Source organism: Aeromonas sp. 97A (assembly GCF_051919185.1).
Lineage (GTDB): Bacteria > Pseudomonadota > Gammaproteobacteria > Enterobacterales > Aeromonadaceae > Aeromonas > Aeromonas veronii.
This window is the reverse complement of the sequence record NZ_JBQBFF010000001.1, coordinates 844,403-857,957: the sequence shown is the minus strand read 5'-3', so window position 1 is coordinate 857,957 and position 13,555 is coordinate 844,403. Positions and strand designations below refer to the sequence as shown.

10 protein-coding genes and 1 CRISPR repeat array (1 of these 11 only partly in view) are annotated in these 13,555 nt (G+C 59.5%); of the genes, 4 read left to right on the top strand and 6 right to left on the bottom strand.

The window, feature by feature from the left end; all coding sequences use genetic code 11:
• Positions 1-77: 77 nt before the first annotated feature.
• From ACTG27_RS03885 to ACTG27_RS03875, 3 genes are read left to right on the top strand one after another with little or no spacing between them, the layout of a single operon-like run.
• Positions 78-1,214 (top strand): FIST signal transduction protein, encoded by a 1,137-nt coding sequence (locus ACTG27_RS03885; RefSeq protein ID WP_439979122.1) that lies wholly within the window; start codon positions 78-80, stop codon positions 1,212-1,214.
• Positions 1,211-2,668 carry an HD domain-containing phosphohydrolase gene (locus ACTG27_RS03880; protein ID WP_439979121.1) on the top strand — a complete coding sequence of 486 codons (1,458 nt, stop codon included), beginning with the start codon at positions 1,211-1,213 and terminating at the stop codon, positions 2,666-2,668. Before ACTG27_RS03885 ends, ACTG27_RS03880 begins: the two co-directional genes overlap by 4 nt.
• Before the next feature lies 1 nt (position 2,669).
• Positions 2,670-4,214 (top strand): HD domain-containing phosphohydrolase, encoded by a 1,545-nt coding sequence (locus ACTG27_RS03875; protein ID WP_439979119.1) that lies wholly within the window; start codon positions 2,670-2,672, stop codon positions 4,212-4,214.
• Between the two features lie 64 nt (positions 4,215-4,278).
• Here ACTG27_RS03875 and purL read toward each other — a convergent pair whose 3' ends face one another.
• Entirely contained in the window at positions 4,279-8,190 is a 3,912-nt protein-coding gene (purL, locus tag ACTG27_RS03870) for a phosphoribosylformylglycinamidine synthase (protein ID WP_439979118.1), read from the bottom strand.
• 294 nt (positions 8,191-8,484) lie between these two features.
• Between purL and ACTG27_RS03865 the strand changes: the two genes are divergently transcribed.
• Entirely contained in the window at positions 8,485-9,549 is a 1,065-nt protein-coding gene (locus tag ACTG27_RS03865) for a tyrosine-type recombinase/integrase (RefSeq protein ID WP_064341161.1), read from the top strand.
• Between the two features lie 34 nt (positions 9,550-9,583).
• On the opposite strand, the gene ACTG27_RS03860 is transcribed toward ACTG27_RS03865, so the two are convergent.
• The 5 genes from ACTG27_RS03860 to ACTG27_RS03840 are packed head-to-tail and all read right to left on the bottom strand — an operon-like array spanning position 9,584 to position 11,422.
• Positions 9,584-10,111, bottom strand: a complete 528-nt coding sequence (locus ACTG27_RS03860; RefSeq protein ID WP_064341162.1) for a phage N-6-adenine-methyltransferase — start codon at positions 10,109-10,111, stop codon at positions 9,584-9,586.
• Entirely contained in the window at positions 10,108-10,653 is a 546-nt protein-coding gene (locus tag ACTG27_RS03855; protein WP_064341163.1) for a Rha family transcriptional regulator, read from the bottom strand. Before ACTG27_RS03855 ends, ACTG27_RS03860 begins: the two co-directional genes overlap by 4 nt.
• Positions 10,646-10,912 carry a hypothetical protein gene (locus tag ACTG27_RS03850; protein WP_192848972.1) on the bottom strand — a complete coding sequence of 89 codons (267 nt, stop codon included), beginning with the start codon at positions 10,910-10,912 and terminating at the stop codon, positions 10,646-10,648. The genes ACTG27_RS03855 and ACTG27_RS03850 overlap by 8 nt, the downstream gene beginning before the upstream one ends.
• A complete protein-coding gene (locus ACTG27_RS03845) occupies positions 10,884-11,108 on the bottom strand; it encodes a hypothetical protein (RefSeq protein ID WP_064341165.1) in 225 nt (74 codons plus the stop codon). The genes ACTG27_RS03850 and ACTG27_RS03845 overlap by 29 nt, the downstream gene beginning before the upstream one ends.
• Positions 11,105-11,422: a hypothetical protein gene (locus ACTG27_RS03840; RefSeq protein ID WP_192848973.1), complete on the bottom strand. Its 318-nt coding sequence runs from the start codon at positions 11,420-11,422 to the stop codon at positions 11,105-11,107. Before ACTG27_RS03840 ends, ACTG27_RS03845 begins: the two co-directional genes overlap by 4 nt.
• Before the next feature lie 1,091 nt (positions 11,423-12,513).
• Positions 12,514-13,555: direct repeats of the CRISPR family, unit length 29 nt; unit sequence CGGTTCATCCCCGCGTGCGCGGGGAGCAG (it continues 3,447 nt past the right edge of the window).

The following is a 13,555-nucleotide window of genomic DNA, read 5'->3' as shown; positions in this document are numbered from 1 at the left end:
GAACCGGGCGAGATCCTCATACCCTCTTGAATTCCTTATTGATATATTGGTTATATTCTGGAATGGAGTTCAGATTGATGAAGCAACACTACGTTTGCCAATTTAACCCGACAGAACTGGCCGCCACGCTGGCACCCTTGCAAGGAGGCAAGCTGACCATACTGCTGGCCGAACAGGATTGCGCGCAGGTCCCCCTGTTGCAGCAGTTGTGCCGCGACTTCAACATCGCCCTGAATGGCGTCATCTTCCCCCAGCTGATCGGTGCGCAAGGATTGTTGCCGCAGGGTGCTTGGCTACTGCCCAGAGCCCACCCCTATCACGCCACACTGCTGCCCCTGACACCGCAGGCCAGCGCAGCATCCCTTGCCCACCTGATTGCGGAACAGGTGGAGAACATGCTGGCCACCTGGCCAACCCCTTCGCCGCCACCAACCCTGTTTCTGACCTTCGACAACCTCATTCCCAATATCGCCTCCATTCTGGATGCGCTTTATCTGCAGCTGGCCAATCGCGTCAACTATGCCGGCGCCAACGCAGGCAGCGGCAGCTTCACCCCTATTGCCTGCCTGTTCGACAATCAACGGCAACTTGCCTACGGGGTCACCTGCACGCTGCTGCCCAGCAACAGCTTTCCCTTTCTGGAACATGGTTATCAACTCTCGGCCCAACCAATGCTGGCCACCAGCAGTGAAGCGAACAAGATTGCCTACATCGACTGGCAACCGGCCTTTCAAAAATATCAGGGGCTGATCCGCCAGCAATTCCAGCACACTATTGTGCGCGAGGAGCTCTACCGTTTCGTGGTGCACATGCCACTGGGCCTGCTGCGGGCCAACGGGGATGTGATTGTCAGGATCCCCGTCGAGGCAAACGATGACGGCGCCCTGCTCTGCGCCGGCGAGGTCGCGGAGCACAGCATCCTCACTCTGCTGAAGGCGCCAGAGAGTGCCACCGAACATGCCTGCTCACTGGCCAGGCGCCTTAACCAGCAACAAACCCTCACCCGGGCACACTTGCTGGAGGTCTACTACTGCGCGGGACGCCAGCTGCACTTCGACCAGCAGACGGTGACCGAGCTGCACACCCTGCTGACCCACTCGGGGGCCGGCGATCTGGCAGGAGCCCTCTCCCTTGGCGAAATTGGCAGCGTGCGCCACGGGGATTACCCCCAATGTCATAACGGCACCATTCTCTGTAACGGGGCATTGATATGAACAACGACCACGCCATGGCCATCGTCTGCGATCTGGCGCTCTGCATCGGGCGTGAAGTGACGCTGGATGCGCTGCTCACCAAGATACTGCAACGCTTCATGCATCACTGCGCCACGCCGGTTGGTGCGGTATTGCAGCAACAACGGGAGGGATACAAGCTGCTCAAGGTGATCGGCGACGAGCAGCTTCGCCAGCACACCGGCACCACCCTGGCCCTGCCCGGGTGGGTTAGCGAGGAGGAGCACTGCCTGCTGCAACAGACGCTCCCCCTGCCGGGCAGCCGCCCCTACCAGTTTGCCTATCGGCTCAAGGTTGAAGGGGGTTATCTCATCTTGCTGCTCGCCCCCCAGCCACATCAGCAGATCGTACCGGTCTGCCATCTGTTCAGCCCGGTGCTCGGCAACCTGGCCCGCGCCATTTCCCTGTGCAAGGACAGCGAGCTGCTCGCCCTGCGTCAGCAGGCCGAACTGAAGGATCTGAAACACTTCAACGAATCCCTGCTCAAGGCTATCCCGATCCCGGTGTTCTACAAAGATATCGAAGGGCGGTTTCTGGGCTGCAACCAGGCCTTCAATCAGGTGATCGGCATCGGCAAGGAGGCGCTGCTGGGTCGACAGGTCGAGGAGCTGCTGCCAGTCGGGCTTGCCGAGGCCTACAGCATGCGGGAAGCCGAATTGCTGCGAAGTCGCCAGCCCCAGTGCATCGAACAGCAGTTGCATGACCGCAATGGCATGCGCTATCAGGTCATCTGTTTCAAGGATCTCTTCTATGACCATCAGGGGATGGTTGCCGGCATCATCGGCACCCTAGTCGACATCACCCGCCTCAAGGAGAGCGAGCGCCACCAGCGTGACCTGCTGTTCCAGACCATCAGTGCCCTCGCCAGCGCCATCAGTCACAAGGATCGCAACAGTGCGGGCCATGAGCTGAGGGTGCGCGATTTGGCACTGGCCATCGGGCAGGCCATGCAACTGCGGCAAGAGCGGCTGGATGCGCTTGGACTGGCGGCCATGGTGCACAATATCGGCCTGCTGCAGATCCCCACCGAGATCATCACTCGCCCCCGTGAATTGCGGCCGGTGGAGTTCGAACTGATCAAGCAGCACCCCCAGGCCGGCCACGATATTCTCAAACAGATCGACTTCCCCTGGCCCATCGCCACTATAGTGCTGCAGCACCACGAAAACCTCGATGGCAGCGGCTATCCGCAGGGGCTGGCGGGCAGCGCCATTACCCTGGAGGCGCGCATTATCCGGGTGGCCGATTCGCTGATCGCCATGACCTCCCATCGCCCGTTCCGCCGGGCCATGCCTCTGAGTGACGCCATTGCCGAACTGACCCGCTATGCCGGGATCCATTACGATGAAAAAGTGGTCAACAGCTGTATCGTGCTCTGGCAGACCGGCTACCACTTCGGCCCTCCCATCAGTCAACTTGCAGACAAGGCGGGATAAGATGTCCGAACTCCTCACCTCATGTGCACTCCCCCACCCACTGACCGATGCGCTCCCCTCCTCGGCGCTGTTGCTGACCCAGGTGATGGATCAGCTTCCCTATCGGGTGCTGCTCAAAGACACCCGATTCAGCTACATCGCGGGCAACCGCCTGCTGGCGGCGGATCTCGCCCTCTCACCAGAGGCACTGGTGGGCAAGAATGACTGCGACTTCTTTCCCCCCGAACTGGTACAGCGCTATCGGGAGGATGACGCCCGAGTCATGCGCGAGGGGATACACCAGCACATCGAAGAGCCCTATCTGAAGGGGGGAGAAGCCCGCTGGCTCAGCACCACCAAGTTTCCCCTGCGTGATGAGGCGGGGAGTATCGTGGGGGTCGGCGTCTTCTTCGAAGACATTACCGAGCAGAAGTGGCAGCAGGAGAAACTGCAACAGTACAGCTGGACCCAGCAGGCGATCAGCCGCGCCCACCACGCCCTGCTCAAACCGGGCGATGAGCCGCAACTGCTGCAGGATATCTGCGATGCCATCGCCGTCGATGACCGTTTTCCGCTGGTGGCAGTGCTGCAAGGCCAGCACGATCTCGCCCAACCACCGAGGATCGTTGCGCAGGCAGGCAGTGCCGATGCATCGGAACAAACGTTGTGGTTGAACGATGATGCCCTCACCCAGGCCATCCTCCACCAGCGGCGCCTCAATCAGGTGATCTTCCACGAGCGGCCCCATACCGGTCGCCACCCGTTGCGCTCCCGCCTGCAGATCCCCTTGCCACTGCAGGAGGATCTGGCCGGTGCGCTGATCATTCACAGCGACCAGCCACGGCTGTTCAGCCAGGAGGAGGAGCAACTCTTCATCCAGCTGACCGACTACCTCACCTATGGCCTGCAGGCGCGCCATACCCAGCAGGCTTATCTGCGCTCGCAACAGGAGAAGATCTTCCATGCCCGCCAGCTGGAGCTGGCACTGGAAGATGCGCTGGGTGCCATCGCCGCCGTGCTGGAGCAGCGCGATCCCTATACCGCTGGCCATCAGAAACATGTGGCCAAGCTGGCCCAAGCCATCGGCCGGGAGCTCAGGCTGGAAGAGAAGCGGCTGCGGGGGATCTATCTGGGTGCCATGGTGCACGATATCGGCAAGATCCAGGTACCGGCTGAAATTCTCACCAAACCGGAACGCCTCACGCCGCTGGAGTTCGAGCTGGTCAAGGAACACCCCGCCATCGGCTATCTGGTGCTCAAGGATATCGACTTCCCCTGGCCCATCGCCCGGATGATCCACCAGCACCACGAGTATCTCGATGGCTCCGGCTATCCGCAGAGGCTCAAGGGGGATGAGATCCTGCTGGAGGCCCGCATCCTCACCGTTGCCGATATCGTCGAATCCATGTCCTCGGATCGCCCCTATCGCGCCGCCCTCGGCATTCCCCAGGCCCGTGAGCAGATCATCCAGATGCGCGGCCATCAGCTCGATGCGGATGTGGTGGATGCCTGTCTGCGGATCCTCGACCGGGGAGACTTTATCCCCCAACCGCTCGGCAAGCCGTAACGACACGGATAAAAAAACCGGCCAATTGGCCGGTTTCTGTTTTTATGCGCTGGCGCTGTCTCTATTAACCCAGACGAACCCGGGCGTTGCGGAACATCCGCATCCAGGCGCCGTCCTCGCCCCAGTTGTCGGGGTGCCAGGAGTTGGCCACGGTGCGGAACACCCGCTCCGGGTGCGGCATCATGATGGTGGCGCGGCCATCGGTGGTGGTCACGGCGGTGATACCATCCGGCGAGCCGTTCGGGTTGGCCGGGTACTGCTCGGTCACGCTGCCGCGGTTGTCGACAAAGCGCAGCCCTACCAGACCGCTCTGCTGCAGTGCGTTCAGGTGAGCGGCATCGCGCACCTCGACACGCCCTTCCCCGTGGGAAACGGCAATCGGCATCACCGAGCCTGCCATGCCGGCGAAGAAGGCCGATGGGGACTCCTGCACCTGCACCAGACTGAAGCGGGCCTCGAAGCGCTCGGAGCGGTTGCGCACAAAGCGCGGCCACAGATCTGCGCCCGGGATGAGATCCCGCAGGTTGGACATCATCTGGCAACCGTTGCAGACACCCAGAGAGAGGGTATCGCCACGCTCGAAGAAGCGCTGGAACTGCTCGCGGGCGTTGTCGTTGAACAGGATGGACTTGGCCCAGCCTTCCCCCGCCCCCAGCACGTCACCGTAGGAGAAGCCGCCGCAGGCCACCAGGGTCTGGAACTCTTCCAGCTTGATGCGACCGGAGAGAATGTCGCTCATATGGACATCGACCGCCGCGAAACCGGCACGATCGAACGCCGCCGCCATCTCTACATGAGAGTTGACCCCCTGCTCGCGCAACACCGCCAGACGGGGGGAGACCCCGCGGGCAATGTAAGGTGCAGCCACATCCTCGGACGGGTTGTAAGTCAGCTTGGCATGCAGACCCGGATCGGTGGCGTCCTGACGGGCCGCGTGCTCACTGTCGGCGCACGCCGGATTGTCGCGCAGGCGCTGCATCTGCCAGCTGGTCTCGCCCCAGATGGTGCGAAGGGCAGTGCGGCTGGCACGATAGACCTCCTGACCGCCCCGCTGCAAGGTGATGATATCCCCTTCGCGCACGGTACCGAGCACATGGGAGCAGGCTGCAAGACCGTGACCGGCCAGCAGGGTCATCACCGTCTCTTTGTCTTCACGACGCACCTGAATGACGGCGCCCAGCTCTTCGTTGAACAGCGCCGGCAGCAGCTCGCCGCCGATGCGATCAAGCTGGATGTCGAGGCCACAGTGACCGGCAAACGCCATCTCGGTCAGGGTGACGAACAGGCCGCCGTCAGAGCGGTCGTGATAGGCGATCAGTTTGCGATCGGCCACCAGCGCCTGAATGGCGTTGAAGAAGCCCTTGAGCTGGACCGGATTGTCGAGATCCGGCGCCTTGTCACCCAGCTGGCGATAGACCTGCGCCAGTGCCGAGGCGCCGAGGCGCTGCTTGCCATTGCCAAGGTCGACGAGGATAAGGTCGGTTTCACCGAGATCGGTACGCAGCTGTGGCGTTACAGTGTTGCGCACATCCTCGACCCGGGCAAAAGCGGAGATGAGCAGAGAGAGCGGCGAGGTGACGCTGTGCTCCTTGCCATCCTGCTGCCAGCGGGTCTTCATGGACATGGAGTCCTTGCCCACCGGGATGGTGATGCCAAGGGCCGGGCAGAGCTCCTCGCCCACCGCTTTGACCGCCTCATAGAGACCGGCATCTTCCCCCGGGTGACCGGCAGCGGCCATCCAGTTGGCGGAGAGCTTGACCCGCTTCAGCGACCCGATATGAGTCGGCGCCAGGTTGGTAAGCGCTTCCGCCACCGCCATGCGAGCGGAGGCGGCGTGGGAGAGCAGCGCCACCGGGGTACGCTCGCCCATGGACATGGCTTCGCCGTGATAGCTGTCGTAGGTCGCAGCGGTGACGGCGCAATCGGCCACCGGGATCTGCCAGGGGCCAACCATCTGGTCGCGATTGACCAGACCGGTCACGCTGCGATCGCCGATGGTGATAAGGAAGGACTTCTCCGCCACGGTCGGCAGGCGCAGTACCCGCTCGGCCGCGTCACTCAAAGTGATGCCATCGAGCTGGAGCGCTTTGCCTTGTGCAGGCAGAGTCACCACGTCGCGGTGCATCTTGGGCGCCTTGCCGAGCAGCACGTCCAGCGGCAGATCGATGGGCTGATTGTCAAAGTGGCTGTCAGAGAGGGTCAGATGCTTCTCTTCGGTCGCGGTACCGATGACGGCATAGGGCGCGCGCTCACGCTCGCACAGGGCCTTGAACAGCGGCAGCTTATCTTGTGCTACCGCCAGCACGTAACGCTCCTGGGATTCGTTGCACCAGATCTCCAGCGGGCTCATGCCCGGCTCGTCGCTCTGGATGGCGCGCAAATCGAAACGACCGCCACGCTCACCGTCGTTGACCAGCTCCGGCATGGCGTTGGAGAGACCGCCCGCCCCCACATCGTGGATAAAGACGATAGGGTTGTCGTCACCCAGCTGCCAGCAGCGATCGATCACCTCCTGGCAACGGCGCTCCATCTCGGGGTTGTCACGCTGCACCGAGGCAAAGTCGAGATCTTCGGCTGACTGGCCGGAGGCCATGGAGGATGCGGCACCACCGCCCAGACCGATGTTCATCGCCGGGCCGCCCAGCACGATCAGCGCCGCACCGACAGGGATATCCCCTTTCTGGACATGTTCGGTGCGGATGTTGCCGATGCCGCCCGCCAGCATGATGGGTTTGTGGTAGCCACGCACCTCGACGCCGTTGTGGCTCGGCACCTCCTCTTCGAATGTACGGAAATAGCCGAGAATGGCCGGACGGCCGAACTCGTTGTTAAACGCGGCGCCGCCGAGCGGCCCCTCTTGCATGATGTCGAAGGCGCTGACGATACGGCTCGGCTTGCCGAAATCCTGCTCCCAGGGCTGCTCGAAGCCGGGAATGCGCAGGTTGGAGACGGAGAAACCGACCAGACCCGCCTTGGGCTTGGCACCGCGACCGGTGGCTCCCTCGTCGCGGATTTCGCCGCCGGAGCCGGTGGCTGCGCCCGGGAATGGGGAGATGGCGGTCGGGTGGTTGTGGGTCTCCACCTTCATCAGGATGTCGACCTGTTCCTGGTGATACTGGTATTCGCCGTTGGCCGGGCTCGGGAAGAAGCGGCCACCCTGGCTCCCTTCCATCACGGCGGCGTTGTCTTTATAGGCAGAGAGGACATGATCCGGCGTCTGCTCGAAGGTGTTCTTGATCATCTTGAACAGCGACTTGGGCTGCTGCTCACCGTCGATGGTCCAGTCGGCGTTGAAGATCTTGTGACGGCAGTGCTCGGAGTTCGCCTGGGCGAACATGTAGAGCTCGATGTCGTTGGGGTTGCGACCCAGCTTGGTGAAGTTCTCTACCAGATAGTCGATTTCGTCATCGGCCAGCGCCAGACCCAGCGCCACGTTGGCTTCGGCCAGGGCTGCGCGACCACCGCCCAGCACATCCACCTGGGTGAAGGGGCGCGGCTCGTGGTGAGCAAACAGGGCAGCAGCTTCACTCATCTCGGCAAACACCACTTCCATCATCCGATCATGGAGCACGGCAGCAATGGCGCTGCGCTGGGCGGCACTCAACTCACCCTGCCCCTTGATGGTCAGGTAATAGGCAATACCACGCTCCAGCCGCTTGACCTGTTTCAGGCCGCAGTTGTGGGCGATGTCGGTTGCTTTGGAAGACCAGGGAGAGATAGTGCCGGGGCGGGGGGTAACAAGAAACAGCTGACCGCTGGGGGTGTGTTCGGGGATGGTCGGGCCGTAGCGCAAGAGCTGGCCCAAGGTCGCTCGCTCGGGGGGAGAGAGGGGGCTTGTCAGCTCGGCAAAGTGCACATACTCGGCATAGACATCCTCTATCTCTACTCCACTCTCGTTTCTCATCTGTGCGAAGCGTTGCAGCAGTTTTTGGACACGAAAATCAGACAGTGCTGGGGCACCACGCAAGATATCCATATGACCTTTCTCACCAAGTTTTAAAGTGGGGGGGAATTGAGACGCGCGTATTATAGGGATCTGGCTCACAGCGGACAAACGTTTTTCTCACTTCGTGCAGTGTGACTCTGCGCACACTCCTGGTAGAGAGTGCGGCGCACCGCAAGTGATTGATGGCTCTGGTATTACATGTCGCTAGTTATCCAATATCATTTAGATGACAACCTTTTGATTTGTTTGACTAGCTTAAATCACACTAGCCTGAATACTTTATAATAATGTAAAGTATTGGTCAGGATGATATGGAGACATCAAATGGCATCATTCAAGGAAAGAGCTGGCGGTACAGTATGGGTGCGGGTCAGCGTTAAAATTGATCGGAAATTCAAACAGTTAACGTACACAGCACCCAACATGGAGGAAGCCAAGCTATGGGCTGCAAGACAGGAGGCGGGGCAGAAACTCGAATCTAAAGGTGGTCAGGGGATGACAGTGTTCGAGCTGCATTGTGCTTACATGAACAGAACCCCAAATCCCAGCACAAAGGAGTTCATCAAGTATTGCCTCAATCGAGCACTCAATTGGTTTGGTGGTGTAAGTGAAGGTGACAGCTTAGAGACCAAGCAGGCCAAGCGGAATACCCTGATGCCTCACAACATTACGCCTAACAAAGTAGAAGAGTACCTTAGACAACCAAACTACGACTTCAACACCTTACGCTGCGACATACTGTACCTGCGCCGCATTCTTCGTATTGGAGGCTTTAACCATCTTGACGGAGTGCGAATTGGAGGTGAGCGGGTCAAGCCTAAAAGGCTGATCACTCAAGAGGAATATCAGCAGCTTCTCAATGTTGCCATGACCAAACACATATGGATGATCAGACTGCTGTTTGAGAGTGGCTGGCGAAGAGGTGAGGTATTCAATCTACGCCCATGCGATTTGCGATTCGGTTCTAATCCTGTAGCCGACTTCCTCGATGTGAAGTCAGGCGAGCCCAGGGTTAGAGTGATGACTGAGGGATGTCAGGCTGTATTAATGGATCTGATGGCCGAACATATTCGCCAAGGGAAAGACCAGTACACACGCTTTTGCACCTACCATAACCCTCGGGAAATTTCCCAGATGATTCTACGTTATCGTAAACGAGCGGGATTAGGAGATCATGTCCACCCCCATGCATTCCGCCACCGCTTCATTACTGCTGCCCAATCAAATGCGGGGCTGACGGCCAAAGAGGTAATGTTGTATACGGGGCACACCGATGTGAACACCGTCAATCGGTACACCCAACCAGATCCAAAGCTGGCACAAGAAAAGATGCGCCGTATTAGCCGCGTCACGACAAGCTACCCAAACCCTAAGTTCTTCATGGACTGACCAACAAAAAGCCCCTCGATTGAGGGGCTTTCTATTAGAACGAAGAGACGGCCTTCACCGGTAGCAATGGATCGTCATTGCAAGCCATGAGGGCGTCACGCTCCACGTAGCTCGTCTGCATAGCGCCCCGACCGAAGGGGTGCCACACCAAGAACATGCTGCCCTTGTTGTTGCCTCGCGCCGGTTCGCCGGTCTCGGGGTGCAGGAAGGACAAGCGCCCGCCTGTTACAACCACCACCTCCTGACAAGTCGCCTTCGCTTTCTTAAACCAGCCGGTTGATTGGTCGAGCATGACCAGCATGACCGTCCCGATGCCTTCCGTTCTGGCCTCGTTCGCTGCGTCCCCCCATGGGCCAATGTTGCTGTACGGCGGATTGCACCACGCATACTCCCCAGGCATAGCGAACCACGTCCACGGCGTAGCCAAGGCGTTGTGGCGCTCGTCTATGAAGATGGGCAACTGGGTATTGATGACACTGGCCGCAACGTCCACAACCAACGGATAGCGGGCCGCCATGTACTGGAACACCGGTCTCGGTGTGCGGTAGTGGTCGCGGTTCATTGCGCCCCCAATGTTAACGAGAGGCTATGTTGCGCCTCCCCTCGGAGTTGGAACTCTTCGAGAGCCAAGGTGCGCTTATCAATCCTGCGCTTTGCCAACCCGCCCCCGTGGAAACTCCCCTCGTTTGCCGAGTCCATTGCGCGGAGAGTGTGATCGTTGATGCGCCGATTCAACTCGTCACGCTTGCGGATCATGGTTTCCATCCAGTCGAAGGCGTTGATGAACGCCTCCTTGAATGCGCCCGCTTTGGCTCCTGTAAAGCCCATGATAAGGAACACACAGCCGTTGCGAGTAATCAGGTACTGAGGTTGTATGTCGCCATTTTTATCAATGAAATCAGTCTGCTCAAAATTGAGCGACCTAAACTCATCACTACAGCTAAGCTGCCGGATGGCCCTAAGTACGTTCTTGTGACTTCTCCCAAAAGCCTCCGCAATGATGCGAGAGTTGGTCACTATCTGATCGCCTTTGACCGAAACCAATGCGCGGAACACCCCCTCGTCCAGTTGGTCTTCCACGGTATTCGCTGTGACTTCAAACATGATGAATCCCTTCAAGATGTAAGAGAGCCAAGTAGAGAATGCGCCAGTGCTTGAGGCGCATCACGACTAGGCTGTCGTCTGTTGTCATTCGGTTGCGCCGGTTGATGACCACCGGCACTTCCGGCCCTCTGCTTTTGGCCAAGCTGCGCTCTGCTTGCGCCATCGCCTCCAAGAAGTTGAGGCGCTCCACGCGCTTGGCCTCGATATGAAGAAGGGGCGTCCCCACTAGGTCAGCCCCTCCGGTCATTCGCTCGTTCACACCACCGCCGCCCGATAACGGCGTCATCAGGTGACAGGCCCAAGAGAATGTTGATGCGGCCATACGACAGACCTTCCTCGATGCACTCTTTCAGGCGGGCGTCCAGTTCATCCGTCCATTGGAAGGTGAAGGACGGGCGGTAGAACAGGTGCTTCTGGGTGACAAGGCGCTTCCAGTGCTCAAGGGTGGTGCTCATGCTGGGATCTCCTGCAATGAGGCCACCGGCACGGACACGACCGGCATCATCATCCCAAGCGGGTGATGTGGCAGGATGGGGAGTCTTGCTTGGGCCAAGTTGGTGAAGAACTCGTAACGCAGACTCGGGCCTTGATTGGAGACGAGAATGCAATGCTTGAGGGTCACACCACTGAGACCATGCGCGTGGCTCAAGATAGCCAAGTCGAGGTGAATGACCTCTTCGTTGGGCTCAACGTAGTAGATGAAGATGTCCACGCAGCCATCTTCGTTGACGCCCGCGTAGGTGAATGGATGCCGCTCGGCCATCTTCATTGATGCCCGCATAAGTGAATGGATGCCGCTCGGCCAACTGGGTGAGCGTGACATCGAAGTACCCCTCAAGGGCACTGCGGGCCTGCTGTTTCAACATAACGATCCTTGTTAGTTATCCCGTTGCTTCATCGACCTCGCACACCTGTCGCAGATGAATTGCCACTTCGGGCGCTTCACGCACTTCTTGCAGAACAGGCATGGACGAGTCCAATAGTTGACCTTGAGAGGGGCGACAAACTTCGCGCCGTCAAACTCTCTGATGCCTTCGCGCACCAAGATCCTTTTGAGGGTGTCAACACACACACCTACTCGCTCGGCCTGTACTGGTAAGCTCTCTGGCGGTAACGAACGGAGCCACTCAAGTTGCTCGTTCGTCAGTTTGGTTTTCTTCGGCATAGTTCCCTCTCACACCAAGGCATAAAAAACATACCACACACTCACCCCGTTGCAATCTCAAAGAACATAAACGGGCTAGTGTATTTTTATACAGCATAGCCAAAGGTCTAAAGGGTGTGATGGACACAACAAAACAAACAATCGTCTTTGTCTTTTGGTCAAAAAAATGCTACCCTCAATTCACTTTTTAAGAGGCTCAAGCGGCTTTAGCACGCCCCTCTGCGTTTGCTTCGCACGCAGGGGCGAAGTAAAAGTTGGAAGGATTCTTAAACGGCTTAAACTTTAAGGGTTTACGACTCTTGAGGGGTGGCCAAGTGAATTGAAAAAAGGGGGGCCGCGTGTCCGCTGAAATGTCACTGGAGGAACGGCGTCAGTACGTCCGTGACAACTACCCAGATGTGGCAGAACTAATCAGACTCGCCCGCCTTCACTTCGGTGAGTCTGTCGAGATAGTGGTTACACTGGATGAACCAATAACAAAGGGGCCGTGAGCCCCTTTGTTTATTCCTCGATCCCCAGGATGTCGTTAGCCGTTCGCAGCGGTAGGCAAAGCATTCGGGATGCGTCCTCCGCACTGTGGCCATCGTTGATTAGCTGGTAGACATTTGAGTACTTAGAGTTGTGGCTGTAGCTGGTCTCCATCCCAACGAGCGTGGGGAAGGGCACAGCGCGGGATCAAGCTCAACATCTACATACGGTTCATCCCAACATGCGCGGGGAGCTGCTGGATGCCTTGATAGCAATGCAAGGCCAACTGCGCGGTTCATCCCCACGGGTGCGGGGAGCTGCAAGTGTTCCTCCTCGATCCTGCGACACTGAGCGGTTCATCCCCGCGTGCGCAGGGAACAGCAATGGCGCCTCGCCACGCCACAGCAGAGACTGGCTTCATCCCCGCGTGCGCGGGGAGCAGGAACGATCTGGTGTTGACCGGCTACGTGGTCGACGGTTCATCCCCGCGTGCGCGGGGAGCAGCCGGTACGCACCTCCTTGGCCTTCTCCGGGTACGGTTCATCCCCGCGTGCGCGGGGAGCAGGCCGCCTTGGTGGCCTTCACCACCAACGTGAACGGTTCATCCCCGCGTGCGCGGGGAGCAGTAGCAAACCAACGAGATAGCTAACAGGAGAAACGGTTCATCCCCGCGTGCGCGGGGAGCAGTTAATCTGTGCGTTGGCAGAGTCAGCAACTACCGGTTCATCCCCGCGTACGCGGGGAGCAGGTTGGTGATAGTGCAAGTGAATTCCTCCGCAAACGGTTCATCCCCGCGTGCGCGGGGAGCAGTATCCAGGCGGCGGTACTCTTCGCGGCTGACGCGGTTCATCCCCGCGTGCGCGGGGAGCAGAAGCGAGCGCGAGCACCTGCGCGCCGTGGTCGGCGGTTCATCCCCGCGTGCGCGGGGAGCAGTTCCCCTGGGCATCGACCACAGTGTGATCGGCCGGTTCATCCCCGCGTGCGCGGGGAGCAGCCAAGCAACCCCCCAGAGGCGTTTTAAGAGGGCGGTTCATCCCCGCGTGCGCGGGGAGCAGGCGGCCGTCAGCTCCTGACCCTGCTCGGTAACCGGTTCATCCCCGCGTGCGCGGGGAGCAGCGGCGCAGGATGGCGCAGGCCACGGCCTGTTGCGGTTCATCCCCGCGTGCGCGGGGAGCAGAACGCACAGAGCGCCACCTTGGCGGTAGATATCGGTTCATCCCCGCGTGCGCGGGGAGCAGTGGTGTGCTGGCGCTCACGGCTCCATGTACC

What these genes read in the sequence shown, in the direction of transcription:
- ACTG27_RS03885 (WP_439979122.1), top strand. Translation starts at nt 78, where the DNA reads ATGAAGCAACACTACGTTTGCCAATTTAACCCGACAGAACTGGCCGCC.
- ACTG27_RS03880 (WP_439979121.1), top strand. Translation starts at nt 1,211, where the DNA reads ATGAACAACGACCACGCCATGGCCATCGTCTGCGATCTGGCGCTCTGC.
- ACTG27_RS03875 (WP_439979119.1), top strand. Translation starts at nt 2,670, where the DNA reads ATGTCCGAACTCCTCACCTCATGTGCACTCCCCCACCCACTGACCGAT.
- purL (WP_439979118.1), bottom strand. Translation starts at nt 8,190, where the DNA reads ATGGATATCTTGCGTGGTGCCCCAGCACTGTCTGATTTTCGTGTCCAA.
- ACTG27_RS03865 (WP_064341161.1), top strand. Translation starts at nt 8,485, where the DNA reads ATGGCATCATTCAAGGAAAGAGCTGGCGGTACAGTATGGGTGCGGGTC.
- ACTG27_RS03860 (WP_064341162.1), bottom strand. Translation starts at nt 10,111, where the DNA reads ATGAACCGCGACCACTACCGCACACCGAGACCGGTGTTCCAGTACATG.
- ACTG27_RS03855 (WP_064341163.1), bottom strand. Translation starts at nt 10,653, where the DNA reads ATGTTTGAAGTCACAGCGAATACCGTGGAAGACCAACTGGACGAGGGG.
- ACTG27_RS03845 (WP_064341165.1), bottom strand. Translation starts at nt 11,108, where the DNA reads ATGAGCACCACCCTTGAGCACTGGAAGCGCCTTGTCACCCAGAAGCAC.
- ACTG27_RS03840 (WP_192848973.1), bottom strand. Translation starts at nt 11,422, where the DNA reads ATGAAGATGGCCGAGCGGCATCCATTCACCTACGCGGGCGTCAACGAA.